The sequence below is a fragment of the Mesorhizobium sp. M1066 genome (assembly GCF_040318635.1).
Lineage (GTDB): Bacteria > Pseudomonadota > Alphaproteobacteria > Rhizobiales > Rhizobiaceae > Mesorhizobium.
The window spans coordinates 1-25,506 of sequence record NZ_JAMYMR010000026.1 but is presented as its reverse complement, the minus strand read 5'-3'; the positions used below and the strand labels follow the sequence as shown (position 1 = coordinate 25,506).

The 25,506-nt window shown below is 57.9% G+C and carries 21 protein-coding genes and 2 pseudogenes; 4 read left to right on the top strand and 19 right to left on the bottom strand.

Annotated features, from left to right (window positions below):
- Positions 1-250: 250 nt before the first annotated feature.
- The 5 genes from NKH52_RS25290 to NKH52_RS25270 form a co-directional block, all read right to left on the bottom strand.
- Complete coding sequence (locus tag NKH52_RS25290) at positions 251-2,116, bottom strand: recombinase family protein (protein WP_352734925.1); 1,866 nt, start codon at positions 2,114-2,116, stop codon at positions 251-253.
- Positions 2,113-2,463 carry a hypothetical protein gene (locus NKH52_RS25285; RefSeq protein ID WP_352734921.1) on the bottom strand — a complete coding sequence of 117 codons (351 nt, stop codon included), beginning with the start codon at positions 2,461-2,463 and terminating at the stop codon, positions 2,113-2,115. Before NKH52_RS25285 ends, NKH52_RS25290 begins: the two co-directional genes overlap by 4 nt.
- Positions 2,464-2,512: 49 nt before the next feature.
- Entirely contained in the window at positions 2,513-3,127 is a 615-nt protein-coding gene (locus NKH52_RS25280; RefSeq protein WP_352734919.1) for a hypothetical protein, read from the bottom strand.
- A 690-nt stretch (positions 3,128-3,817) separates the two neighbouring features.
- Positions 3,818-4,687 carry a hypothetical protein gene (locus NKH52_RS25275; RefSeq protein ID WP_352734917.1) on the bottom strand — a complete coding sequence of 290 codons (870 nt, stop codon included), beginning with the start codon at positions 4,685-4,687 and terminating at the stop codon, positions 3,818-3,820.
- A gap of 243 nt (positions 4,688-4,930) precedes the next feature.
- A complete protein-coding gene (locus NKH52_RS25270) occupies positions 4,931-5,239 on the bottom strand; it encodes a deoxynucleoside kinase (RefSeq protein WP_352734915.1) in 309 nt (102 codons plus the stop codon).
- A 663-nt stretch (positions 5,240-5,902) separates the two neighbouring features.
- Between NKH52_RS25270 and NKH52_RS25265 the strand changes: the two genes are divergently transcribed.
- On the top strand, positions 5,903-6,499 hold the full coding sequence (locus NKH52_RS25265) for a hypothetical protein (RefSeq protein ID WP_352734913.1): 597 nt from the start codon (positions 5,903-5,905) through the stop codon (positions 6,497-6,499).
- A gap of 349 nt (positions 6,500-6,848) precedes the next feature.
- On the opposite strand, the gene NKH52_RS25260 is transcribed toward NKH52_RS25265, so the two are convergent.
- From NKH52_RS25260 to NKH52_RS25230, 7 genes and pseudogenes are all read right to left on the bottom strand, one after another.
- Entirely contained in the window at positions 6,849-7,784 is a 936-nt protein-coding gene (locus tag NKH52_RS25260; protein ID WP_352734911.1) for an AbiU2 domain-containing protein, read from the bottom strand.
- A gap of 319 nt (positions 7,785-8,103) precedes the next feature.
- Positions 8,104-8,184: pseudogene (locus tag NKH52_RS25255) on the bottom strand (pseudouridine synthase); the annotation flags it as partial.
- Positions 8,185-8,225: 41 nt separating this feature from the next.
- The gene (locus NKH52_RS25250) at positions 8,226-11,345 is read right to left on the bottom strand and encodes a helicase-related protein (protein ID WP_352734909.1); all 3,120 of its coding nucleotides are present in this window, start codon (positions 11,343-11,345) and stop codon (positions 8,226-8,228) included.
- Positions 11,335-13,173 (bottom strand): phospholipase D family protein, encoded by a 1,839-nt coding sequence (locus NKH52_RS25245; protein WP_352734907.1) that lies wholly within the window; start codon positions 13,171-13,173, stop codon positions 11,335-11,337. Before NKH52_RS25245 ends, NKH52_RS25250 begins: the two co-directional genes overlap by 11 nt.
- Before the next feature lie 7 nt (positions 13,174-13,180).
- Positions 13,181-14,356: a DUF6361 family protein gene (locus tag NKH52_RS25240; protein WP_352676971.1), complete on the bottom strand. Its 1,176-nt coding sequence runs from the start codon at positions 14,354-14,356 to the stop codon at positions 13,181-13,183.
- A gap of 434 nt (positions 14,357-14,790) precedes the next feature.
- A complete protein-coding gene (locus NKH52_RS25235) occupies positions 14,791-14,937 on the bottom strand; it encodes a hypothetical protein (protein ID WP_352734905.1) in 147 nt (48 codons plus the stop codon).
- 133 nt (positions 14,938-15,070) lie between these two features.
- The gene (locus tag NKH52_RS25230; protein ID WP_352734903.1) at positions 15,071-15,658 is read right to left on the bottom strand and encodes a hypothetical protein; all 588 of its coding nucleotides are present in this window, start codon (positions 15,656-15,658) and stop codon (positions 15,071-15,073) included.
- Between NKH52_RS25230 and NKH52_RS25225 the strand changes: the two genes are divergently transcribed.
- Positions 15,651-16,607, top strand: coding sequence for an IS1595 family transposase (locus tag NKH52_RS25225; protein ID WP_352735008.1), 957 nt, complete (start codon positions 15,651-15,653; stop codon positions 16,605-16,607). The genes NKH52_RS25230 and NKH52_RS25225 overlap by 8 nt on opposite strands.
- Here NKH52_RS25225 and NKH52_RS25220 read toward each other — a convergent pair.
- From NKH52_RS25220 to NKH52_RS25200, 5 genes and pseudogenes are all read right to left on the bottom strand, one after another.
- Positions 16,604-16,828: a hypothetical protein gene (locus tag NKH52_RS25220; protein ID WP_352734901.1), complete on the bottom strand. Its 225-nt coding sequence runs from the start codon at positions 16,826-16,828 to the stop codon at positions 16,604-16,606. The genes NKH52_RS25225 and NKH52_RS25220 overlap by 4 nt on opposite strands.
- On the bottom strand, positions 16,828-17,778 hold the full coding sequence (locus NKH52_RS25215) for an SDH family Clp fold serine proteinase (RefSeq protein ID WP_352734899.1): 951 nt from the start codon (positions 17,776-17,778) through the stop codon (positions 16,828-16,830). Before NKH52_RS25215 ends, NKH52_RS25220 begins: the two co-directional genes overlap by 1 nt.
- Before the next feature lie 144 nt (positions 17,779-17,922).
- Positions 17,923-18,270, bottom strand: coding sequence for a hypothetical protein (locus NKH52_RS25210; RefSeq protein ID WP_352734897.1), 348 nt, complete (start codon positions 18,268-18,270; stop codon positions 17,923-17,925).
- Between the two features lie 69 nt (positions 18,271-18,339).
- Complete coding sequence (locus NKH52_RS25205; RefSeq protein WP_352734895.1) at positions 18,340-19,566, bottom strand: hypothetical protein; 1,227 nt, start codon at positions 19,564-19,566, stop codon at positions 18,340-18,342.
- A 792-nt stretch (positions 19,567-20,358) separates the two neighbouring features.
- Positions 20,359-21,444: pseudogene (locus NKH52_RS25200) on the bottom strand (IS110 family RNA-guided transposase).
- A 234-nt stretch (positions 21,445-21,678) separates the two neighbouring features.
- Here NKH52_RS25200 and NKH52_RS25195 point away from each other — a divergent pair.
- Positions 21,679-22,017: a hypothetical protein gene (locus NKH52_RS25195; RefSeq protein ID WP_352734893.1), complete on the top strand. Its 339-nt coding sequence runs from the start codon at positions 21,679-21,681 to the stop codon at positions 22,015-22,017.
- Positions 22,018-22,239: 222 nt separating this feature from the next.
- Positions 22,240-22,686, top strand: coding sequence for a hypothetical protein (locus tag NKH52_RS25190; RefSeq protein ID WP_352734891.1), 447 nt, complete (start codon positions 22,240-22,242; stop codon positions 22,684-22,686).
- Here NKH52_RS25190 and NKH52_RS25185 read toward each other — a convergent pair.
- Positions 22,624-24,399, bottom strand: coding sequence for a phospholipase D-like domain-containing protein (locus NKH52_RS25185; protein WP_352734890.1), 1,776 nt, complete (start codon positions 24,397-24,399; stop codon positions 22,624-22,626). The two genes, NKH52_RS25190 and NKH52_RS25185, sit on opposite strands and share 63 nt — an antisense overlap.
- Positions 24,396-25,265, bottom strand: coding sequence for an AAA domain-containing protein (locus tag NKH52_RS25180; protein ID WP_352735007.1), 870 nt, complete (start codon positions 25,263-25,265; stop codon positions 24,396-24,398). Before NKH52_RS25180 ends, NKH52_RS25185 begins: the two co-directional genes overlap by 4 nt.
- Positions 25,266-25,506 lie beyond the last annotated feature (241 nt).

Genomic DNA, 25,506 nt, shown 5'->3' with positions numbered 1-25,506 from the left:
CGCCGAAAGAGTCGGCGCGTCAATGTGGGCCGACGGGCGATCGAGATGTTCTCGGAAGACGGCTGCCTGAGCGCCTACGACGACTATCCCGCATCCGAAAGAGCGAACTTATCGTCGTCTTCACCGAAGACGGCATCGACAACCTTCGACATATCGTAGACGAGCGCAGGGCTGCGGGTCACGCACCACCGAAACCCACCGCAGAAAACCCTCGCCCGAAATCGTAGCTACCGCTGCCCTGGCCGAATGGTTACCGTTTTTTGCTCGATCCAGACGTTTCCGAATCCAGAGCGCAAAAACCGTCCCCGGTTAGACCGGGACGGTTAGCGTAGTATGACAGAGGTGGTTGCGGGGGGACAGGATTTGTCTTTTTTGTCTCACTGCGTCGGCTAACGCCTCCTTGGGGGGCCCTGAGAGGTTCAAATCCACAGCCACCATCAAACAGCCCGCACGAGGGCGGGCTGTTTTGTATCTGGTTGCGGGGACCCGCAACCCCTTTTGTCATAACATCGTCAGACCTCGGATTTTGGTCAGGTCTGGCGAGTTCGAGGATGCCGAACAACTCGCCGCGTAGCTCGGCATGCACCTCGCCGCGCTTGTCGCCGGGCGTGAGCACGATCTGTCCGATCAACGAGCGCAATGCCTCGGCGGCCGGACGTCCGCCATCGTTGTCGGCGAGTGCTTGCGTGAACTGCTCGACCCGCTTCTTATAAAGAGTGGCGATGTTGGGATGCAGGTCAGGGACGTCTGTGGGCGCCACTGCCAGACGCCCGGTGATCTCCGCCTTCTCCGTCTCCAGGTCTTCCATCCTCGCTTTCAACGAAGGCTGGTACAGGCCATCCTCAATCGCGGCCATGATGCCGGCGATGGCGCGCTCGATCTTGTCGAGCGCCTTGCGGTCCTTTTCCCCCTGCGCGCGTCGCTCCTGATTGAGGCGGTTGGTTTCCTGAGCATAGGCTCTGATCGCCTCGGCCACGGCATCCGCCGAGACCAGCCTTTCCTTTAGCCCTGCGAGGACGCGCTGCTCGATCTTCTCGCGGGTGATGGTGCGGCCATTGTCGCAGATGCCGCGACGCTGGTGGTTGAGGCAGGCATAGCGGTCTCGCGTGAACAGGCCGTAGCGCCCGCCGCAGCAGCCGCAGGTGAGCAATCCGGAAAGCAGGGAGACCGGCCGCTTCATGGTGTGCAGCCTCCTCGCCCGGGCCTTGCGGGTGGCGATAGCCACCACCTCGAACTGGCTGGCGATGGATTTCTGTCTCTCCTTCACGGCCCTCCACAATTCGTCCTCGACGATCCTTAGATGCGGCACCTCAGTGCGGATCCATTTGGCTGGCAGATTGGCCCGAGAGACCCGCTTGCCGGTGGCAGGATCCTTGACGAAATGCAGGCGGTTCCAAACCAGCACGCCGGTATAGAGCTCGTTGTTGATGACGCCGGTACCCCGGATGACGTGCCCGCGCACGCTGGTATCGCCCCAGTGCCGGCCGAGCGGACCAGGAACGCCCTCTTTGTTCAGGTCGACGGCGATCGCCTTCGGGCTCTTGCCGGCAGCGAATTCGCAGAAGATGCGGCGCACGATGGTCGCTTCCTCCGGCACGATCTCACGGTCGCCACGGACGGGCTCGCCTTCCGCATCGAGCTTCTTCACCACCCGGTAGCCGTAGCACAGCCCGCCCCCGGCCTTGCCCTTCTCCACCCTCCCTCGCAGGCCACGATGGGTCTTGAGGGCAAGGTCCTTGAGGAACAGGGCATTCATCGTGCCCTTGAGGCCGACATGCAGTTCGCTGATCTCGCCCTCGGCCAAAGTGAAGATGGTAACGCCGGCGAACTTGAGATGCTTGAAGAGGGTGGCAACATCTGCCTGGTCGCGGCTGATGCGATCGAGAGCCTCGGCCAGCACCACCTCGAAGCGGCCGCGCTGGGCATCGCGCACCAGATGCTGGATGCCCGGCCGGAGCACTGTGCTGGCACCGGATATCGCCGCATCCTCAAAGGTTCCCGCCACGCTCCAGCCCTCACGCGCTACCTGCTCGCGGCACAGCCTCAACTGGTCCTCGATGGAGGCATCCCGCTGGCTGTCAGAAGAATAGCGGGCATAGAGTGCAACACGGGTCATGGCGGCAGATCCTCTCTCCTGTTCCCAAGGGGTTTACCATCCGGCTCCCCGCCCTCTCCCTCTCGGCGGCGCGGCCGATTGTCGTTGGCCGCCAGCCTCACCTCGAATGCCTCCCGCGCCAGTTGCCGGCCGATCATCCGGGCGATATCCAGAACCACCCGATCCAGCTTGACCGCAGCCATGGGTTCGGGGCGCCCCTTGGGGCTGGCGAGGTCGCCGTTGTCGTTCGCCGGAACTAAAGCCTGTGGGCCGGTCCTGGTTTCCTCAGCCATCGCGGTCGCTCTCTCGATAGTGGATCGACCTGCCACCAGAGGCGTCCGGACGGCGAAGAAAAGCACGAAGTTCATGTCGTAGGGCCACAGCGTGCAATGACTTGCGACTTGCGGTTTCGGCATGTCAGGAGACCGCTACATCGCCACGGAACTCGGCCGCGCCTTCCTTTTTCAGCGCCGCAACCAGCTTGACCGCTGACTCCCAATGCCTGGCGACATCGCTCCGCGTCCTTTCCCGGCTTCGGCTACCAACCGGCAAGCTTCCCGCGATCGCTTTCAAGTCGTCCAGTACGGACGCTATGTGCGGCCACGGGAAATCGGTTGGGTCACCAATATCTCGATCAGCGCCGACGATCATTTCTAACTTGGCGATGACGCCGATGAGCGACGTAGTCGCGACTTCGGGGATCGAATCTTGAAGCTTTAGAGCTTCGGTCATCGCAAAGACCTCGGCTTCGCAAGCTATGAGATGCTCAGAGTCGAGACCCGTAGTAGACATTGACAGTTGCCACGGCGTCGGCTGGCCTGCGGTCAATACCTGGATTCCGGTATTTGCGATCATTCGCGCCTCCATCCGCTGCTGAATTCGACATAACAGCAATGAGGCATATCGAGCGCGTTGCCACTCGCTCCATAGTCTCAAAGCGGAATCTGTGGCTTGCAGCCCCGTCCTCTCGAGCTCATCGCGTTGCCGGCCGATGACGAAAGGCAAAGTCGTGGTATTGTCGGAATCAACCATGATCCGAGCTCCAAACAGCTTGGGTTGTGGTCAGGCCGAGCGACGTGTTCGAGCACGTTGTTCGGCCGCAAAGCGCGAACCACAATTTACGTACATACCGTACATTACGGACATAGTCATTGTCAAACACGCCCGATGCTATTGATAACAAAACTGAGCGCTTCGAACTGCGGCTTACGAGTGACTTGCTTGCCCGCGTTGACGAATGGCGCCGAAATCAACCCGATCTTCCCACCAGATCGGAGGCTTTCCGCCGACTTGTCGAAGCTGGTCTAGGCTCTAAGACGACCGGCAAGCCCGAAGCCGACGGCACATAAGTCCCGAGGAATTGGCAGGCGCTCCGGTCTGATCGCCCGCTAGATAGAGCTAGATAGATGCCATTGAGCGCGCTGATGCTTCGGTAAGTGTTCTTGGGCGCGTCGCCAACGCGCTAGGAATGGAACCGGAAACAGTCATTCGCAAAGCGAACAGCAGTCATTCAGAATAGGTCCGCGCATAGCCGCTCGCGAGCGCGCCCTAAACCGCGCCGCAGCGAGCGAGCGGTGGGTTTGCGCCTCATTCAGGTATCCCAAAGCGGACATGCCGGCCAAGGGTCTGGACGGGGCACGCAGTAGACAACGCGGTTTAATTTCTGCAGATGCGGAAGATTCCGGAAATGCTAACGCCGCGAGGGCACCGGCTACCTCGCCTTCACGCACCGATCTTCGCAGCCGCGTTACTTTCGATTATCGGCACGCTAGCCGGAAACAATGCGGGCTTCATCGCGCGGATTTCGTCAACGAACCCGTCGTCCAGCAGGTCGGAACGTATGAGTTCTCCGGCATAACGGACGAATGACATTAGTTTGGCGTCGCTCTCCTTGAATGCGCCTTTGACATTGCTAGACACAACAAGCGCGAACGGCCGTCCCAAATCCAAGCTAAGAAGTACCGACGACCTGATCTGCTTGCGCTGTTCGTCCGTCGTGAACGAATAGCTTGCCTTGATGTCGTGGGTATCGCCGACTACGCGCGGCTGCGAGGTGGGGTTTGACAAGACCTTGGTCACCTCGTAGCCCTTCTCGATATAGAATTTTGCGTTCTGTTCCCGAAGAGACATGCTGCGCGCCACTGTATCATGGTTGGAGTCGAAGTAGCTGAACAGCAGTGGCTCGTTTGCATCGACGAACACGCAAAGCTCGAAGTGAGAGCCGGGAACCCAGCCCTGAAGCGTTTCTTCGACAAATCGCAGCGTACCGGTCACCAATGCCTTGCGCGTTTCAAAAACCTCCCGATTGCTGCGGCGACCATCCTCGATAATGCCGCTTCGGTCCGTTGCAAGACGATGCAACCTGCCCATGGGAAGGAGTTCAGGTTTAACGAAGGTATCCTCGACCAGTTTCTTAAACAGGAATCCTATGCCACCCAACACTGTAGTGTTCATGACGGCAGCTACCGTGCTGCCTCCCGAAAACCCCTTGTCGATCATTGCCCAGATGAGAGACGCTTCGAGGGACATGAAGCCCACGGTCGCGAGGCAAAACACACCGAAGATAATCCAACGCTGGATTGGGCTTAACATCGAATTCTCACTAAAAGGCGTTGATTAGGATCTCAAGCCGACATTTCGAATTATCGAGCCTTACAAGACACTCGGGGCGACCCGAAATCCATTCATCGTACAATTTCAACTGTGTGCCTAGATGGTCCCGGATTACTTTGGGGTGACCTTTTATGCGACCAGCAAGCGTTTCAATGTCGGCGGAGAGGTAGAGGATCAAGTCGGGAACAGGCATATCTTCTTTAAATTCACAACAGAGAACCCTCAGCCTTTGAAGCGTTTCGTCGTCAATAAGGCCCGACATGCCATGCATCCGGCAAAGATCGAAAAATCCTCGTCAATACTACGGTCAAACACCACCTTTTTCCGGTCAGGCAAAGCCTTCCATTGAGAGTGCCTGGAACGCATAATCGCTTCTTGAACCTGCGAGCAGTATTGTCCCGGGTCCTTCACGAAATCAGCGAAAAGCTGAGAAGGCGCAGACTCACGGACCACGCTGTACCCAACCGTTGCGAGCAATCCAGCCATTGTTGTCTTGCCGGCGCCTGTCGGCCCCGAGAGCCAAATTATCAAATTGACCTCCAGAATGGAGGTTCGTAGGTAGGATCTCTTGAATGGCCGTTCAAACGCCAAATAGTGGGAGGTCTTGCCGCACTCCCATTATAGAGAGGCCCCCCATCGCCACCTTAAGCTTCTGCAGGCCGCGCAAAGCCGCACCAGCGTCGCCGTCGCCACGGATATGCGCGCAGAGGTGCCAGATAGAGTTGTTCTGCAGCGACGGCTTCTCGGCAGTTACGATCCAATAGCGGATTGACGGCCTCCGGACCCGCATAAGACATGCCCGCTTTGCGCCTCACTTCGTCATTCCAAGCGACCTAGCAATTGCCTGAAAGCGGACGTTAGGTCTTACCGGATAGCCTTCCGTGTCAGGGCGAGTAGGCGACTGAGAAGTTTCTCTATGGGTTTTCCGCACAAGCGGATTTTCCGGAGTAGTGTTGGCCAGCGTTTCCGTCGTTAGATATATCAGAAAGGCATGAGCTAGGGGCTATATCTAGCGTAAAGGTTCATGCGGGGGCGGGTTGGGCATGCTGCGGGCAAGTTAGATCGGATATCCATTTGTATCCATCTCCTTGAAGCGTGGACTTCACGGGATTGGAAGCTGTGGAAAAGAATTTGCTAGAATAGATGATACTCACAAAAAATCAGCGCGACGTAATATCGGAAGCTTTTCGCTCAGTGATCGACGAGGTCGTAGTCGAGCATTACGATGCCCTCACGCAGGAGCATCAGCTTAGCTCCCGAATTGGACAAGCTCTTGAGGACAAGCTGAACGGCGAGCGCTTTCTCGGGGCCGGATTGTCAATCATTACCCAAGACATGCCGGATAAAGGCAGTGGAGCACTCGAGAAAAAAATAGGGACAGACATGTTCATCGGTGTGAGCGTGGAGGGCCAGTTTGACAAGGGGTTTCTCGTGCAGTCGAAGTGGCTACACAATGTGAATCCCAAGCTTCCACAGCAATGCCAACGAATGCTCGACATAACCGCAGCTTCCTTTGTGTGGCTTTACGGCGCGAGGGGCGTGCGAATTCAGCGCGCCGAGAAAGTCATTGAAGGGTTGATGCATACTCGTCACCAAGAACGCACCTGGTCTGAGAACCCTGCGAAATTAATGGGCGACGTTCTCGCCTGTCGACGCGGTGACCACAGCCTTGGAATTCCCGCCGGACCTAACAGGCGAGCTCGGCTCACGTCGATGCTGGAACAGATGGCGGCGGGAACCGCCGTCTCGATTGCTGTTAAGCCGTGGGGTGAAGACATTCGCGACATGTGACTTGAAGGCGCAAACGTGCAGTTCTTCTATAGCCAGTGCAGTGGGCAAGTACCCGTTCCCAATTGGCGCCCTCAGATTTGATAGCCGCAGGCCGCCATACGGCCTCGGTCTACCGTCCGACAAACACTGAACGAACGGAAGGTTCGGTCGGCGATGAACGCGGTCTGAACGGCAACGATCGGTCGTATGCCGAAGGACAGCTATTCGCTAGGTGCGAGCTGAAACCCGACCATCTGGAACGGACACCAATCAACTGCAGGGATTTCAAACAGTTATCATGTTCTCCGTAGCAATTGCTCAGGTCTCCTATCAAAGCCGCCCAAGGGGATGACCTAGTCTAGCCGCCGACCTATCCATTTCCCGAAAGAAGCTGCTCGGGCTTTAGGTGCCATGATGCAATATCCTGGTCGATGAGGTCCCAGTTTGCATCAAGCTCCGGCATATCAGCTTCCGACACCGCAGCCATGTCGAGCCCTTCGAATTGGTTACCCTGGTACACGGCCAGAGTGGAAATCTCCCCGTTGGCAAACCAGAGCCCGATCAAGTCAGCAATCTCCTTGAGAGCTTTGAGCGCCTCCCTCGCGTCTCGTATGTCAAATTCCTCGAGACTCCTCCCCAGACGACTCTCAGCGTTGCCTGCATGAGCGATGTGGGTAGAGGCATATTCGCTGATGCGATCGAGCTCCGCGAGACGTCTTTCGATCAAGTCCAGAACGGCGGGATCGATCAGGTCAGTTTCGCTCCGATCGGCTTCCTTGACCCCGCTGAGATAATCGAAGTCTCTATGACAAAATTCGCTGAGGGTTAGGGCCGGGTCGCCCCATATGGCCTTTCCCGCAGAGGCTTTCACGGCCTGCCAGTTCTCCTGTCGAAGTGCCTCTAGATCGTAGCGGCACATCCGAAGATGCTCGACATAAATGCGCCGGGTGATTTTAGGCCGGCACGCTTTCACGTCGTTGAGGATCGCCCGAAGTGAATAGACCCCACGAGGGCCAACAAGTGGGTGCGGATCGAGCAACTTCCTAGCCCCGAGGAGTAGACTGGACCAGTAGCCTTTTGCCAACAGATCGAAAAGCATCTGATTTAGCGATGGCCCATCACCGTCTGGACCTTCCGCTCGCTGCCGTTGGCTGGCGAGCCTGACGATCCTGATCGCTGTTCGGAACGCGGCATGATCCCAGAGCATGGCTCCCATGGCGGTTATGACACCGGTGGTGTCATCGGTGTAGGCCAGCTTCCAGTTTGCAATGCGCTGAAGCAGAGCGTCGTCCGCCTGTTTGCCCACAATGCCCTCTCAGACTTCGAGTATGTACTTGGCCGAACCGGTATAGCGCCCCAAACGGTTAACATCCGAGTAGCTGATTTGAGAACGCTGCGCCCATTTTCGCTAACTGCGTCAGCTTTGGGTCGCTTGGGGTCATCAGTGCATTTACCAACAATGGATCGAATGCCGAACAGCAGCTATCGCTGGGCGACACCCCTGACCGGACCGTCAACTCACGACCCCGAACTGGACATAGAGCAGATAAGTAGGCAGCGGCGGTTACCAGAGGGGATTGCTCCCCAGCGTCGTCAGGCGAAACGCCTAAGGTCGAAGGCGGTCCATCGCCGATCACCGGATGGCCGATATGGGCCATGTGAACGCGTATCTGATGGGTACGGCCTGTCTCCAACCGGCATTCGACAGGCTTGTGGCTCGTGCTGAAGGTTGTTTCGAAGCTTCATGCTAAGGCCGCAATCTGATCTGAAGTTCATCGAACTCGCTTGCATCGAAGCCATTGCCGACCAGCCGGACAAGGTGGGCCAGGAGATCGTCCTGTCTTGGCTGCCCAAACGCCAGCCGGTAGACTGTCAGGCTTCGTTTCAGCCATTGGAGCCGCTTCTCCTCTCGGCTCAATGGTATCAGCGGCACGCGCCGCTCTACCTTAGTCGAGCCCTCAAAAATCCAATATGGAATGAGCTCGTCGCGGCTTTTGGTAGCGCGTCGTGCTGCGGCGAACATGGCGGCCCAGGGGTCTGCAGGTGGCTTTCGGCCTTGTCGCACTGCGTGAGCGTGTGCCTCGGCGACGTTCAGGCGAATGGCGTGGCCCTTGAAGCGGTGGACCCGCCCTTCGCGCTGCTCCAGATCGACCGGGTTACCTGGCAAGTTCCAGTGATAGACCCGGTGGCAATACGGATGGAAGTCCAAACCCTCCTGGCCGATCGAGGTCGTGGCAAGGACGAATGGCCTGAAGGGCGAGTTAAAGGCTTCGCGGACCGTTGACAGCCGAACGGCACCACCTTCCTCATCCTTGAGCTCGGCCAGGCGCATCGCAAACCGACCGCGCATCTTGATTGGCTTTCTGAAGACAATGCGCCCGTTCTCGGCCCTGACGTCGTCGACCTCGATCTGAGATGGGCGAATGGACAGCGCCCTGACCATGGCTTCTGCCACGCCTTTGGCGCGCTCGGTCGGTGACTTGGCGACCAACCCTTCGCCTTCAACGAGGTAATGGGCGTATTCGTCGAGAACGGATTGGAGATTGTGTGCTGCGGAATGGGCGAGAACGCTGCGCCAATAATGCTCATCGCTCTCCTGGCGTAGCAGCGCCACGGTCTCGTGCTGGTTGAACAGGGTCCTGAAACCCCAGGCCACGTGGGCCGCGGCCTCCAGAAGCTCTGGGGCATCCCAGGCAAGTTCGGGCGCAATGCGTCGAATGGCGCGGACCGCGCATACCGCGGGGCTTCCCAGCGCAACATCCACGAGCAATTCCAATGCAGTTTCGCTGCCGTCTTCTCCGATGCCTTTTGCGGAGATCAGCTCGGCGACGTGGTCTCGGAAACCTGCTTCATTGCCGGTCGAGGCGAAGGCTCCGCTCCGCAGCCATTCCGATGCCCTATTGCCAGCCGCGACGTCCAGCAACGCCGCCGTCGACCATTCCCAGTCTCGCGCGCTCAAGGTTTCGCCATCCTTGGCCTTGGGAAGCCCAGCAAGACGTTCGGCGAGCTTGTGGCGCAATGCGGTCCGCATCTCCTCGATGGAGGGCCGTTTGGCAGTGGCCGCAAAAACAGCAAATGGGTCGCCCAGTTCGGCCAGCAGAGGGGAGGGATAGATGAGGTTGAGCGTGCGCAGCGTGGCCGGCCGATTGTTGGCATCCAGCCGAAACTGCAAAGGCCGGCGTTTCGCTGCGTCGGAATAGGCCAGCTTTGTTTCCGCAGCGCCCATACGTCGTTCGGCTTCGTAGGAGATGAGGGCTGCGAGCGCGTCCGGGACCATCTGCCAAGCGGAGAAGACCAACGCCTTGGTCAGCGGCGGCGCCTTGGCGGCTTCCCCATAGTAGGGAAGCGACGGGGTGATCCAGAGGTGCTGATCAAGCTTGGCGTCGAACAGGTCCGACATCAGTGCTCTCAGCCGGGCATTACCCGGCTCCACTGGCTGGTACTTCTCGATGTCGTCCATCCGCAGTGCCAACGCTTCCGCCTCGGCAACTGCTGCGACAAGAGCGGGGTTGGGCTTCGCCACCGCGTCCTTAAGCAACTTCTTAAGCTTGTAGTCGCGCATGAAGTTCAGCAGGTAGGGCGCGGACTTCCAGTATTCGATGATCTCCGGCGCCCCAGCGCTTCGCGCGACCTGCGCCGCCACCATCGCTTGACGAAGATCCTCCGCGGCTACCTTCGCTTCCATCTGTGGCTCGCTCAGCATCGAGTCCCTCTCGATGGTGCTGTCGACCCTTTCGGTGCGGCTCATCACCTTCTTGAGGCGAGCTTCGATGCCCTTACGAGCCTTCTTCGCTTGCTTGGTCGCCGCCGGCAACTGCTGGAGGAAGCGTCGAAACTGGCGCATCTCCAGGTCGAGTTCATCAGCGACCGCGGAGGCGCGATCACGACCGTGCAGGAAGCCGATCGTCTTAAGGAAGTCCTTGTAATGGTCGCCGTCATCGGGCGAGTCCTCGGACAGCGTCAGCATCTTGTATGGGGTGGCCGAGAGCAGCAGGGTGCGGGCACCCGTTTCCTGATCGCCATACTCGAAGAGGGCGCGCGCCAGCTCGGCGGCATCGTCCTCGCCCGATAGCAGCTCGCGGAAACGCTGAAATTCGTCGAGGATGATCAAGTCTGGTTGTAAGGCCACTACGCAAGCGTGCGAGAGCGTCTTTCTCAGTTTGGCGACCAGGGACGTGCGCGCCCAATTGGATGGCTTCGGGTATTTCTTCCGGTACGTGCCGAAGAGCTCGCACACCTCGCCCAATTCGGCCATGAGCACTTTGTTCTTCGAGACGGCGGACTGGAAGCGATGGACGAGCGTCTTGTCGATGCCTTCCAGGGTCATCTGGCTGACCTGCCAGTTCCAATTCTTTCGGCTAGCGCCCACCTGCAAAGCGTTCTTTAGCGAGGCCAGTGGTGCCAACGGTTCGAGTAATCGCAGCAGCAGCGCGCGCTCTTCCATCACTCCGTTCGACGAATGCAGGTTGAAGGTCGTGCCGGGCGTGAGGCTGATGAAGTTCACGCCGTTCGCGTTGATTGTGTTCTTCTCGCGCATCCGCAGCGGCATCAACGTGATGCGCGTGGGCAGGGCCATCGCTTCCTTGCCCATCACGTTCAGCCGGTTGAGGTTCTGTGCCGCAATCGACTGATTGGAGCAGATGTAGACGATGTCGATGCGCTTCGCTTTGGGCCAGAGCATCTCGATGGTCTTGGCGACGATACCGCGGGCGACCATCGTCTTGCCAAGGCCGACCTCGTCGGCAACGAGGAATTGGCGCACTTGGTCGGACCCGTGCAAACGGTCGAAGACGTAGTCAACCGTTCTGCGTTGGAAGTGCTTGAGCTGTGCCAGAGACAACGACGCATCGAAAGGCTCACCGCGCATCTTGAGTCTCCAAGACCGTGCGGAACACCCGCCAGAGTTCCTTGAAGTGCGGTGGGAGGCGGTCGTCGGTGTCGTCCTTGGCGCTGGCTTCCATCCGGGTCACGAGCCGATCGACGGCGCCGAGGCGCCCGTCACCAGCGCAAAGGGCACGCATGAGATCTTCAAGGATTGGCTCGGCATCTGCGCCGGATCCCCAATCCCCCTTGGCGTTGCCGTTCGTCTTGTTGGGCGGCGGCAGTGGATGTTCGATGAAGGACGCCAGAAGGAGCCGAAGATAAGCCATGAACTTTTGTCGGCTGTCGACGACCCAATTGAGGATGGCAAGATCGCGCTCCTCCGGCATGCCCTCGACGTCGAGACCCGTGCTGAAGATCTCGCTGCGACCCGTTGCGAGATCAGTGATTTCCATCGCGATGAAGCGGGTGAGGTCAACCAGCGGGACCGAACCGAGATCGATGGGAGAGTCGGTTCGGATGCCGTCAAGCACGTCCTTGGCGTGACCTTCTCCAAGAGTGATCGGCCACGCGCGAATCCGACCGAGCTCTTCAAGCTGCAAACCGTCACTCGGGATCAGCCACAGCCGCCAACGCTTGGTATCGTCCTGGAGCGCTTCGCAGCGAAGCGACAGTACTCCCCGTGCCAGAGTTCTTCGTGCATCGAGAAGGCGCTGCTCGGCAGCGATCTCTTGGGCTGCAGTCGCTTCGACCTCGTCCGGCTCGAATGCCCTCAACATCCTACCGAAGCCCTGGTCGCCCAGGATGTCGTCGATGGAGCCGAGCTTGGACTTCTGACCATGGAGGCTCGCGAAAACCTCCACGTTCCGAGTCGACTGTCCCCGTTTGTTGAGAAGGGCGGTACGGGTGGCGTTGCCCGACCCCAGAGTGAGCGTCGTGCGTCGGCCTTCTTCCTGAACGAAGATTTTGGCGTGAAGGCCCTGCTGCTCATTCGGCAGAGGCTCCTCGCCATCGTCGCCTTCTGCCATTTCGTCGAGCACCAGGACCTGCTCGAACTTGCCCAACGTCGCCTTAGGGATGCAGGCAAGCTGGTCGGGCCTGCTGATCAGTTTCTTAGCCGCGCGCGGTGCCAAGGCAGCCAGATGCTCCAGGGCCTCTTCGTCAATGAACGGGGACATGACGGCGATGCTCCTGCTCTTGGCTGGCTTCCAGCCCCCGGCTCCAATGCCATTGACGTGTAAATCTAAGGCGTCGCAGCCCGGAGGCATGTCCCATTCGACGTATCTGAGTTCGTCGGCCATCGCCAAGGTCATGCGTCGCCGCGCGTCGTCCATCGATCCAACGGCCATGCTTGGCAATTGTTTAAGCAGATCGTGCAGTGGCCTGTTGCCAGCGGAGGGCCTCGATAGGACCGTCCCATCGAGCGACAGAGCAGCGTCCCAGGATCTATCGCGCGTCAGGTTGCGCGACAGGATCAGCAAGCGCATTTTAATTGGATCGTCGTGGTCGAGCGGCTTGAAGCGCATTGCCCACAACTTGGGATGGAAGCTGCCATCGCCCGGCGACTTCACTTCAACGATGGTCTTCTCAAGGAGTGAGGTCAGGCGTGATCCCTCGCCCCTGTCGGCATGGATCTGCCCGGCATCGGCGTAGACGACAAGTCTTTTAGCGGTGCGTTCAACGGCTTCGAGCAGTGCGACGTGGTCACTCAGGACATCGTCTCGGTTCTTAGACACCAAGAAGGCAATGCTGACCGAGATTGCCAAGGCCGTCTCGAAATCCATGGAGAAGGTTGTGGCCACCCCGCAATCGAACTCGTAGCCCGGGGGAGCCTTCAGGCTATCGCCGTAGAGAAGCCGCGTTTCCGGATCCAACGTCGACCTAGCCACGGGCAAGGTCCTGCAGATGACGGCTCGCTTGCGACCAGCGGAACTGGAGGCGGTAGGCGCCGGACGCCCCCTTCCAGCGGCTCAGTGCTGCCTGGTTGGTAAAGCGCGACAGTCCCTTCTTGAGGCGCCGCTCTCGCTCCTTCACCAATGCCAGCCCCTTGGCCTTGTTTCGCTTGAGGCCGCCACTGATCTTGAGCAGGTCGGTCCAATCGGTTACGAACCGTCGCGCCGGTTCGAGCACCCGATGCGCGGGGTGGCGGATCTCGTCCCAGAAGTCTTCCAGCGACCAGTGCTTCAACCGGGCAAGATCAAGGTCCTGCTGCCACTTCGCGATGCCCGACTTGTAGTCCTCGACCCAGTCCTCCTTGCCCCGGAGCTGGCTGAGCTGCAGATTATAGTGAAGGGCAGCACCGTACATGGCCTCCGAGAAGATCGAGGCGTGCTCGACGAGCCGGCGCATGCGGGCCGGGAATTCGGAGACGTGCGGATGTGCCCAGATGTAGCCGGCCCGAGCATTGCCGCCCTTCCGAGCGAGGAAGGTCAGCAAGCTATCGGGATTGCTGGCGTTGAGGCGGTCCACGATGAATTCGGCTTCCTCATCGCTCAGTGCAAAGCTCGTGTTTTCGAAGAGGCCTTTTGGCGCCGCGGGAAGCTGCGGATGCCACAGCGCTAGCCTGGAACGGTTCGCATCATAGTCGTCTTCGGCGTGGTCCCTGCTGGACTCTTTCGGCCAGGACGGCAGCGAAGCGGCATAGGAGTCGATGGATCCGGGGAACAACCGGATGCCCCAATTCTCCAATCCAGCCCAATAGACGCTGGCCGGCAGCCTCTTCAATTCGCGGCCGGCATTCACGCCGATGACGCCATTGCTCTCCATGCCTGTGACCAGGGCATTACGAAGCTTGAGCTGATCGGACCGCATCTGATCCAGCACCTCGATGGAGCTGCGATGCCGAGGAAGCCGGGAGAAGATCCAAGGCACGAACAGCATGTAACGGAGGCGAGTTTGAACGGTGCTGGTGCCGGGGAAGAGGTGATCGGCAATTGAATCCCGGATCGCGCCCAGCCCCAGCTCGTCCCTTGCCTCATGCTCGGTGAAGAGCTGCATCAGTGCGTTCGCCCGGTCGCGCTCCTTTTCGTCGAAATCAATCCATCCGATTGAAGACAAGAGTATCCCCACATGTGCGGTGCACACGAAAAAATAAATGTATGAAGCGCTTGGTGCGCCCCTTCACGAGCCATAGCAACGTGCACGATTAAATAGATTCGAGCAATTAGGGGGTGAGGTATTAGTCAGGTTTTTGCTGTTTTGACGCGCAGTGGAAGAATGCGTCGAATTATGGCTGGTAATCGATAGAAGGGCCTCGCATGTATGAGCTGCGTGGATCGCCGCGAGCTCCAAGCAGCGGGGATGATGGCGCAGGATTGGCTCTAATGGAAGAGGGGTGCGTAGCAAGAGTTAGGGGGCAGCGTCGATGCTTCTCAACCGGCCCCTTCGCTTCACGGAAGCGGGCACCTTAACGCCAAGCGCTTTCCGAAAGCGGACAGTCCGGATGCGGTCCCGTTGCCGCCAAGAACAAGTCTAGGCAGCACAAATCTGGTCTAGACGAATTTTGCCTGGTACCGCTCCTGCGGTGCCCGCCAGCTTTCAATGAAATCCAGCGGATCGACGCTTTCCATCATTGCTCTCGCGAGAGCCAGACGCTCCTCCAGGCGCTTGCGGCGATCATTGTCGTCCGTGGTGTTCAACCGCTCTTGGGCATCCAGGAAAAAGCGCTCTATTGTCCGGTCTTATGTAGCAAAAGCACCAAGCCCCGACGACAGGAGGGGACCGTGAGCTAGGCGGCGCGCCGTGTGGGCGCGAGCGGTGTGGGCCGCTGTCTTAATCGGCGCTGTTGCCGTAGTTGTGGTAACGCGCTTTGTCAGCGCCAATGAAAGTCCGGCTTTGGTTGGGGGTTACATCCCATGTAATTCCATGGTCGCGGCTGGCCGTTGCGTATCGGTGACAAAACCGGGTGGACCGCCGAACGCCATATCCGTCGTGGTAAGACACGATGCCATAAACATAAACATTGTGCTCGGGCAGGCAGAGATCAGAGATTGCTATCCTTTCTTCGCTGCCCTGCCGCATCTCGCTGCCCGGATGAATAACGCGGTCAGAGTTAGTGGCCACTTTGGGCAAGTCAAAAGTCTCTCGCCGAAAGAACGAGTCGAATTCCGGTCCAAGCGAACGCTCCATCTTAATGAGCAGGGTCACGTTCTGTGCTGGCAGTCGGCCTACATTCTTCACAAGTACGTGGCCCATGACATCATTCTGGCGGATCAGTTGATTGATCCCATCGGGAACGGCAGTCAGGTAGGCGCGAAGTTCAAGTTTGGCCGTCTCGGTCGCATGAGTGACGGCAGCTTTGGCGGCGTCGGTAGCCTCTTTGTTCGTGGCGAGGGTGTCTCGTATCAGAAAGATGCCCACGAGACCGACAAGGAGCCGCACCCTCTCCCTGAAGGAGATTTACAAGGGTGGCGAGGAAAAGGCTTATGACACGTTCAAGCGCCTTCGCTGGGCCTCGACGCAAGGCGAGCCTGTTTGCCCGAAATGCGGGTGCCTGGATCACTACGACATTCCGACCCGTCGCAAGTTCAAGTGCGCGGCTTGCGGTGCGCAGTTCTCGGTTACGAGCGGCACAATCTTCGCCTCGCGCAAGCTGTCGTTTGTCGATCTGCTCGCCGCGATCTGCCTGTTCGTCAACGGCGCCAAGGGCATGTCGGCAGTCCAGTTCTCCCGCGACCTTGACGTTCAATACAAGACCGCCTTCGTGCTGGCTCACAAGCTGCGCGAAGCCCTGTCGGCTGAAACCAAGAACGAAACCCTCAAAGGCGAGGTCGAGATTGACGGCGCTTACTTCGGCGGCGTGGTGCGCCCTGAGAACCGCGTAGAGGACCGCAAGGACCGCCGCTTGAAGGAACACCAGTCAGACCGCCGCCGCGTTGTCATCGCCCTGCGCGAGCGCGCTGGCCGCACCCTGACGTTCATCCGCCATCGCGAAGCCGAAGGCGTCGAGATCGCCCGCGCTCGCATGGTGGCCGGCGCCAAGTTGTTCGCGGACGAAGCGAACCATTGGGACGTGCTGGAGGCCGATTTTGCTTCGACACGTATCAATCACTCGGAAAGCTACAGCGACGGCCATGGCAAGCATACCAACATGGTGGAAAGCTATTTCAGCCGCCTGCGTCGCATGGTCGGCGGCCAGCACCACCACGTTTCGCACCGCTACCTCTACCAGTACGCCAACCACGCCGCATGGCTTGAAGATCACAGTCGCCGGTCAAATGGCGGCAATGCCTTCGCCCTGCTTGGCGGCGCACTCAATCATTCGGTTAGCCGTGTGTGGGCCGGATATTGGCAGCGTTCGGCCGCCTAGACCGCAGCTTCCAAAACCAACTCTGTTTTGGCGTTTGCAACGCAAAATCCTCCCATCGCATCGAGAGGGAGTACATAAACCTCGGGCTGGATGGAAGAAAACTGGTCGGCGAGCGCAAGAGCCTCCAGCACTTCCTTGCTAAGAGCACCAGCGTGCCGAACCTTAACTTTGTTAAGATCACCTTGCACTTTTTTCACTTTTTCGGTCAGCTTTTCAGACATTATAGAGCCTCCGTTAGATGACTATGCAAGTAGAAAGGGAATTTCTGCTGGTCTGTATAAGCAGTTAGAAGATCATTGTACCCACGGACAGCAGGCGCAAGGTCGACATCATCGGAATAGTCGTCAATCTCTAGGCGCAAGACTCGTAGCTTATCGATGTCCAAAGCACGGCCATGGGAATGCCATTTCTTATGATTGGCAAGCTGCTTAGCTATCTCTTCAGCTCGTTCTATCTTTTCAGCTCTAGTCACTTTTGCGCCAGGATTAGTAGTTCGATGAGTCTTCCAGTCTTTGAATTTATACTTAACCAGCCACGTTTTTAGCAGATCGATCGATAAATCCCTTGCCTGTTCAAACAATGCAAGTTTGGCCAAGTCAAGACCTCGAAGAAACACAACGTCCGCCGGCGACAATTGTTTCTTACTGACGATCTCTTCGACCTTATCAAGATAGCCCAAGGCTGCCACAAACCCGCTGCCGTCAGGGAGCATCACTTGTGGATCAATTGGCCCAAGAGACGAAGAATAGTCCATGTAAATCTTGTCGCCAGACATACAGAAAATTGTCCCTGCTGACATAGCAAGGTCTGGAACAATAAAATTCACTAATTTGTAATGCTTCCGAACCACAGAAACCATTCTCTCAACGGTCTGCGCTGATCCGCCGGGTGTTCGTAGCACTATAGAAAGCGTCTTTTCTTTGCGCTTGGAGGTTTTTGCTACCTCCTCAATAAAATTCCGGAATATACGGAAGTAGGCTGGTTGAATTTGGCCGTAAAAAGCAACAACGTCAGACTTGAGGCGATCCTCAAGCTCGGCGGCCTTCCCGTTAATGTGATGGAGAATCGTATGGTCCAGATCGTGCGGGTTCATTGGACCAGCACCGCTATAGCCGCCTTGTAGATTGTCATCCCCACCCCTTCTCCCGCTGGATTTCCAGTCGAGAGCCATTTTTATCCCACCGACTCGGAGTGTAAGTCCTTCGTGACGTTTCCACAATATACCGAAGTGAAATGAATAAACCATGATTAATGGTCTTCGAAATACCGTTACCGACCCTGGCACCCCATAGTAGAAGGCGGGTGCCTAGCCCTATTATTTGCTCTCTTGACGCTCTCGGATCGCCTTCCGCCGTCGCCAGCCCTTTGCCGTCTTGATGTTGTTCATGAGCGGCTTAACCAGCGCGGCATCCCATCCCTTGGCGCTTACGATGCGCGTCGCCGTCTCTCGGTTTGACGCGCTGCCGTCCGCCTCATGCTTCAAGATCAGCCGGTAAAGCTCGCCCTTGCGAAATCGGCTTGGGGTGCGCCGTAGCGGCACGATAAGCGCCGGATCGCCCTTGTAGCCAAGGATCAACAGCACCGCGTCTATGTGCTGTAGCTGGTGAGCCAGGTCCGCACCCTTGAACCGGATCGCGCCGGATATCTCGGATCGCTTCGCCACCAGCGTATTGATGGCGTGTTCGTATCGGGTGGACCGGACGATAGGGGCAACTCTTGGCATCCCCGGATTTTATGGGAACCCACCCTTTAGGTCGCGCGGGAATTTGGTGCGTTTGCTACATAAGACCGCTATTGTCATCGCCCTGCCCCACCTTTCAATAATTTCGGCCAGCTGCTTCTGGCTGTCCGCTAGTGCCTGAGCCACCTTGCGGGCATCCTCCTGCTTTAGATAGCGCTCCCACTCCTCCTCTCTTTCTTTCTTCCTCTTCGCGGCCGCCACATCCTCGGCGTCCATAAGGCGTTGAACAGTACCCTTGGCCGCTTTCAATGTTTCCACGATTTTTGGGATCAGCGCGCCCATCGCTTCCTGCTCGGTCTCTTGCCAACTGACAGACCAGTCGACGCCCCTTTTCGGCGAGTAGGCAATGGCCCGAAAGCGCCCGCAGGGCACGTCCTGCTCCCTTGTCCAGGAATGCGTTAACTGCCAAGGCTTGGCGGATCGGATGAGCCTGCTGTCCTCCCGATGGTATTCGCCATCAAGGTATCGCACCGTCACTCTTTCTGTCATTTCGGTGATGGCGAGCCCGATCGGCACCGTGTCGACATAGAGAACGGTAGGTCGATCCGGTGCCCAGATGCTCCCGGAGTGATAGTGCCCGTATTTGCGATCCTTGCGCTCCACCTCCTGTTCCTTGATGCGGATGCGATCAAGGCCGTCGGCAGCCGGCGCAATTTGAACGCGGTATCCCTGTTCGTCCAGCGCGAGATAGAGATCGTTGGCGATCGAGAGTGCGCGAAGCAACTGGGTCTCTGAGGAAATCAGATCCGGCAGGATTCTCTTGTAGGGCCTGAGGAACTCGCCCTGTTTTACGTCGCGTGTTTTTCGCATGTGCTCTTCAACGCCGAAGAGCAGCCGATGGCGCGCCGGGCGATGGGGTTTCGCGGCAGGTCTGGCCTTGCGAACAGAGCCTTCTTTCGCGGTTCTCTTTTGGCGTGGCTTTGGAGTCGGCGACGTTAGCTCAATCAGTTCGTCCGATGCCTCCGGCAGCGGCGGCAAGTCTACCGGGAGTCCGAGCAATTTACGCGTCCAATATCCCGACCCAGGATAGGGAACCTGAAATCGCTTACATATCGATGCCAGCACCGTGCCGGAAATTCCGAGCTCTGGAGCGATTTTGCTGAGAGGCCTCTCGCAGACTCGATTGTAAAGCTCAAGGCGTGTCAGTTGCACGGCGAAATACGTCTCAATTCGATCGTGGCCGATATCGCACCGCCAGCAGCGGCTGGTGATGCACATCGCTCGTCATTCGCCTATCAGCGGTTTGGATAACTTTTAAGGCAGCGTGGCGCCGGCGTATCCCTTCATAGTAACCGGCCCAACGTTCGCACTTTGAGCGATCGAGGTCGCAGACTGCCGGTCAAAGATGCGATGTCGACAAGGATGCAGGCTGCCCTCATGCAACGCGGCAGCCATCCAGGGCCTAACCTCACGGCGGTGAGGAACCACTTCCAAATATCCGTGGACAATCGCAATCGTCGATTGAGAAGCACATTGTAAATTGTTGAGCTAAAACAATTGTTTCGGATCTTAGCGCACATTGCGGCAAAACCTCACAATGTGCCGAGGGCGCAGAAAATACTAGCAAAAACAACCAGCCGACCGCAGCACAATGTGCGCCCTTTTATCTTGCCGTCTTAATCGGTCGTATTTTGAGAGACTTGCTATCCATCGTCGTTCCTCTTCCAAACTGCGATAATACACTATTCTATGCTCTAAGACACGATCCCGTACTCTTGCGTCGAGTTCCGATGCGCCGTGCAGTCTTCCGCGCTCTGCGACGGGGTAGCAGCGCTGCTTATTTGCAACACGGGAACCATCGTGGCGCACTTTTCCATCGGAGTGACGGAGCAGCGTCACAGGCAATCCGGCGCGGTCCGGCCGTCTCGCGATCGGCGCGCCGCAGGCAAGATAACGTGCGTTCCGTCGTTCCTGGTCTGCATCGGTCCTCATCCGCCGGAGCGGATTCCTTGTGTCAGATGGTGTCCGTCAACGTGCCGGCGCCATGCGTTTCAACTGTCGGTCTTCTGCTCATCGATGCGCTCCGAGCAGCTTGCGGGCTTTGTCATGAGCACGCCGGCCGGCGTCCGCCTGGCTTGCCGCCGGATCGCCGACATAGAACGTTCCATCGGTCCAGATCGCGTGCATGATCACCGCCAGCTTGCGCGCCACGGCGACACAGGCCTTACGGTGGCAGGAGCGTTTGGCGATCGCCTGGCCCCAGCTCTTGACCTTGTCTCTGCCCTTGAAGCGCGTCATCAACCCCGACGCCGCCTCGTAAAGCGAGCGTCGTACATCAGCATCGCCGGCTTTCGATATGCGACCCTGAACGTCGATCGAGGTGCCCGACTGCCAACGCCGCGAGGTCAGCCCGAAGTAGGCCGCGACGTCGCGTGAGCGACGGAAGCGCTACGGATCATCGATCGCCGTCATGAACGAAAGTGGCGTGACCGGGCCGACGCCGGGGATCGCCATGAAGCGCCGGCACAGTTGGCTGTGTGCCACCATTTTGACGACGAGATCGTGCAGCCGACAATAGTGCCTCCATAGCGCTGCGCGCGCCGACAGCATGGCGTCCATCAGCTCGGACGACAGTGGATCTTCCGGCACCGCAGTGCGCACCGCCTGATCGAAGGCTCCTCGGCCAACCTTGCCAAGGCGGATGCCGAACGCCTTCAGCGAATGGCGTATGGCGTTCTCCAGGTCGAGGAACTTGGCCTTCAGATTGCGCCGGTGCGTCAGCAGAAGCTTCGTGCGGTAGCAGCTCTCCGACTTGATATGGGCCTGGCGGAACCAGCCGGTGCGCATGATATGGACGATGCCGAGCGCACCGGCCCTGTCGGTCTTGTGCGCTGCGCCTACATCGCGGCGCGCACGTTCTACGTCTCCAGGCAGGGCCGGCAGGCCGAGTTTCTTGAGTTCCGGATGCAGCCAGGGCGACAGTGATCCTGCCTCGTGGCCGACGTGGCGCAGGCGCGGCAGAAACGGCTTCAGCACTGCAAACAGCGCATCGGCATCTGTCACCGCCGTCTTCTCAAGATGCACCACGCCATGATCATCGACGACGCACACCGCTTCTCATCCATAGCGACGTCCAATTCCGCAAAAGAATTCCATCGTTCGCCTCCTGCGTTGCTTCACAGGAACAGATTTTGCAGCCGAGTCGCCGGCGATCGCCAGTTGACCCGCGGTCGACCCACAGCTTTCCTGCTCGGCAAGGCGCTCGCCCCGATTACGGGCGGCAATCCTTCGCCATCCCTCGGCCGTGTGTAAGCGCGCGGTCGCTGCTCCCAGATTGAATAGTGCGATGGCGCGACAGATCGGGCTCCTTCGTTGCATCAAGGATTTCCCGTGAATTTGAGACATTTCGAGATCGAGAGCACGGTAGTTCACGTCGAGGCGTGGCGGCGCAGCGGTCCGACGCGTACGGAATATTATAGCGTGCATCGCCTGACGAAGGACACGCTCGATCGCTGGCTGAAGTACTTCGTGGGCAACGAAGCGGGGCTCAAGCAGGCGGAATGTCAGGTGGAATTACGCCGTCTGAAGCGCCTGGAAGAACGAGCGGCCCGGCAGAAAAAGCGCGCTCGGCTGCGCTTTGCGGTGAGCACGGATGTGCGCAACCGTGCCGTCCAGGCGTTCTGGGAGCTGCATGTCGAGGCAACGAAATGGAGCGCATGGCATCCGTGAATACACCGCAACGCTGCATCTTTCGCCGACGAGCCTGCGCACATGGCGTCCTGACTGGACAAGTGTGAGGTCGAAATCGACTGGCAGACGCATCTTTATCCACCTGCCCCGTCCGGTCGTTGGCACTAGTGCTAGCGGAACGCCGCCGGAATACAGCTTGACCGCCGACCCGAAGGATGATCCAGGCGCCCGCCGGCAACCTGCTCAGCGATAAGGAAAAGCATGATCGCGCTGGAGAGCGACCAGCCTGGTGTCAGCGTCTCGCAGGTCGCGCGCAAGGACGGGATCGGAACGGGCATGCGTTCCGCTGGCGTGCAGTTCGGCGTGACGCAAAAGAAGCGTGCCCAGGTTGCGCTCGTTGCACTGACCGAGGGCAATCCACCGACACTTCTGCAGCGCGACCTCGTGCAGCCGCCGGACGGAATGACGGCGATCGATCTGCTTGACGACCGACGCCGATTTGCGCCCGCCGACAGCGATCCGGACGCAATATCGGCGCCAGCCTTACGCTATGTCCAGAGCAAGCCTGCTTCCAATTTCGACGCTAACTTCATAGGTAGTTACGTCAAAAAGCATGCCAACATCCTCGTAGTGAACAAAAACTCCCTAAAGAAAGGACCACCACCCTCGGAGCCTATCAATAAGGTGGCTGGCAATCTGCGAACCTGACAGATGAACGCCCAATTCCCCCATCGGAAGGTCTGGACTGATTGTTGCAGAGCCCATGTTGAGACTCGTGATCACCACGTCGTCTTCGCCCCATAGGAGGAACTTCGCGTGGAAACTCTCTGACGGGGACACGACCTGAACGCCTCTTGCCAGTGCCTCCACTGCGACCGACATGGCTGCACCGGCCTCGGCTATGGCACCGGAGTTCTGACTGTATACGACTACGGGGGTTAAACCTGTCCTCGAATGAAAGTGTTCAGAAGGAATTATTGCATTGGCAAATGCGGCATTTCCTAGCCGATCACTGGCAATCAGGAAGCGCTTTTCGGCGGTCCCACTCGCGTGGCGCAAGAGGGCTTCATGCATCTGGCCCGATACTACTCCCGCGGTCATTTTTCCTTGTTGAGGCTGAAGCCTGAGAGCGTTACCCAAAAGGTAAAGTTCACTACCGACTTCGGGCCGAAAGCCGGGTTGCGCTATAAGTTTGCAGAAGCTGCTAACCAGCTGCGCTACGACACCAGGCGATCGCAATATTGCAGTGACTTCAAGGCGATCAAACTTGCTGAAGAGCCAGCTGCAAGATCCTATTGCTCCGATCCAACCACCGAGCCCATCGTCCGCAACAATCAGTTTGGCATGCGACCCGGTGGAGCGCAGATGAATAGTGACACTTCCTCTGAGAGAGTCATCACCCGAGATCGCCTTTGAGATCGCAGTCGCTTCCAAAAGAGTCTTTTCTTTTGGCTCGTTCGGGCTTCCGGCTCCCCAAAATATATCTATGCGCGCCCCCCTCCTTACAGCGCCACGCAAAAGGTCTACAACATTGTCGAAGCTGTCCTTTTTCAAAAACGACGAGTGGAGGTATATTCGACGGCTGGCCGTCGCAAGAATGGCATGGAATGCATCCCGGTGCTCTTGACCACCCACGATCAGGTCTGTGCGCGGATCAAAATCAATTCGGGCCATCAATGGCACGATCGGTTCGTCGTCCTTCGAAATGAGAGAGTTCATCACGACCTTCTTTCCCGATACGGGAAGCGAAAGGGCATAAACAACTTGAGATTTTAGCTGCGTAGGTGCCTTTGCTGGCAGCCCCCTTAGATCATGACCGTCAGCAGTCACGATGATGTATTCGTCATCTCTCTCGATTAGAGTATCGCCATCAAAATAAATTAAAGTCTCATCGGGATTAAGAATCTCCTGAAATCTTGCGACATTTTGAGACGGACTTGTTTGAATCTTTTGTCCACGTACTTCGATCTCATGGACAGCAGCCCCACTCTCTTTGAAAGCCGTCAGCGCCCCAGCATTCTCGACGCGAACGTCCCTTTTAGGAAAGACCGTTCCCGTTATCTTGTCGACCACGAAGGCAATCTTGCGAGAAAATCTTCGCTGAAGCGTGGGGATTTCCTCACCATGAAGGACGATTGCCGACCCGTATGCGGTGGCCTGAAATGCCGGAACACCATGAAGCAACACCGCTTCGATCAGCCGGAAGCGCATCATCCTGTAGACGATTTCTAGGATAACGCGCCTCGGGAGGTTCAACTCACTCGCCATCTGTGTTGCTGATCGTGCCTTAATTGAAAATGCCCATAGGACAAGTTCATCAATGGCGCTCCAGCCCCGTCCCTTCTCAAGAACAACCCGGGCCGAAACACGAAGAATGGGGATTGCGGCAATCGCCAGTGGACGGCTTTTGCTCGTGATCAAAATGTCACTCCTTCAAGAGCATCAGCCGCGCTAGTGACAACCGCCGCAGGTCCACCTCGGTATGCTTTTTGTGTAGTAAGGTGCTCTAGCGTGTCGAGGAACAAACGTATGAACGCGAGGTCATCCTGTTCGACGGCGGAGGCGTGCCGCGTGCTTTCTTTCAAGAACTCCAAAGACCCGACGACGATTAGCTGCATTTTTGCCCGGCTTAGAAGCACGTTCATCCGTCGCGGATCTCTTAGAAAGCCGAGCGAGGCGACGCCATTGCGGTGATTGTTTCGTACTAAAGAAACGATCACCAAGTCTGCCTCGCTGCCCTGAGAAGAATCGACCGTTCCATGCATGCGGCTATCGTGGGTGAAACCTGAGAACTGCGCGATGGAACTCGCACCGCTATTTCGCAACACGTCCAGGTCCCTCGCCATACGCTCAACCTGAGCCCTATAGGGGGATAACACAGCCAGAGTATTCAGGTCGGCAGGGTCGTGTTTTAAATCTGCGACCTTCAGACGACGAAGTATCTCTAATACAATCCTGCGCTCAGATGGATTATGCCATCGTGGCCGCCCCCTCTCAACCGGCTCAGCTCGACCGGATCGGCTGGCAAATGGCATGTCGATGAAGACGATAGGCGAGCTTGGAATTTTGCTATCGAACGTAAAAGGCAATGGTACCTTGGCGCTCTCAATCCTGTCATCACCTGTGTAAAGCCGGTTTTTGTAAAAGCAACGTGAGACCAACTCGGCGATCGCCGGATCCATTCTATGTTGGCACCACAATTCGCTTGATACCGTGCGTCTCTGCCCTCCAGCCACGGCGCGCTTACGCTCCTCCTCCTCAACGAGGGACCGAAAGGGTTCGAGCATACGAAGTGCGAGTTGTGTCGTCGTTTCTAACACCGCTTCGTCTCGGACGGCAGATCTAAGCTCGTCCAAACCGCTTTCAAAGAACGTGGCTCCAAGTACATGCTCGACTTGCTGTAGTGCATTACGGACTGCGGTGTTATTTGAGAGAATTGAAGTTGACCTTGCCCCTCTGATCTAATCCGGTTTGAAGTTCGTTCTGGCCCATCGAGAGGACCAGGACATGAAACGTAGCCGCTTCTCT

Bases quoted from the DNA above. Each gene is read 5' to 3' on its own strand.
- NKH52_RS25290 (WP_352734925.1), bottom strand. From the start codon at position 2,116: ATGACCCGTGTTGCACTCTATGCCCGCTATTCTTCTGACAGCCAGCGG.
- NKH52_RS25285 (WP_352734921.1), bottom strand. From the start codon at position 2,463: ATGAACTTCGTGCTTTTCTTCGCCGTCCGGACGCCTCTGGTGGCAGGT.
- NKH52_RS25280 (WP_352734919.1), bottom strand. From the start codon at position 3,127: ATGGTTGATTCCGACAATACCACGACTTTGCCTTTCGTCATCGGCCGG.
- NKH52_RS25275 (WP_352734917.1), bottom strand. From the start codon at position 4,687: ATGTTAAGCCCAATCCAGCGTTGGATTATCTTCGGTGTGTTTTGCCTC.
- NKH52_RS25250 (WP_352734909.1), bottom strand. From the start codon at position 11,345: ATGCGCGGTGAGCCTTTCGATGCGTCGTTGTCTCTGGCACAGCTCAAG.
- NKH52_RS25225 (WP_352735008.1), top strand. From the start codon at position 15,651: ATGCCCACGAGACCGACAAGGAGCCGCACCCTCTCCCTGAAGGAGATT.
- NKH52_RS25220 (WP_352734901.1), bottom strand. From the start codon at position 16,828: ATGTCTGAAAAGCTGACCGAAAAAGTGAAAAAAGTGCAAGGTGATCTT.
- NKH52_RS25215 (WP_352734899.1), bottom strand. From the start codon at position 17,778: ATGGCTCTCGACTGGAAATCCAGCGGGAGAAGGGGTGGGGATGACAAT.
- NKH52_RS25205 (WP_352734895.1), bottom strand. From the start codon at position 19,566: ATGTGCATCACCAGCCGCTGCTGGCGGTGCGATATCGGCCACGATCGA.
- NKH52_RS25190 (WP_352734891.1), top strand. From the start codon at position 22,240: ATGATCGCGCTGGAGAGCGACCAGCCTGGTGTCAGCGTCTCGCAGGTC.
- NKH52_RS25180 (WP_352735007.1), bottom strand. From the start codon at position 25,265: ATGCTCGAACCCTTTCGGTCCCTCGTTGAGGAGGAGGAGCGTAAGCGC.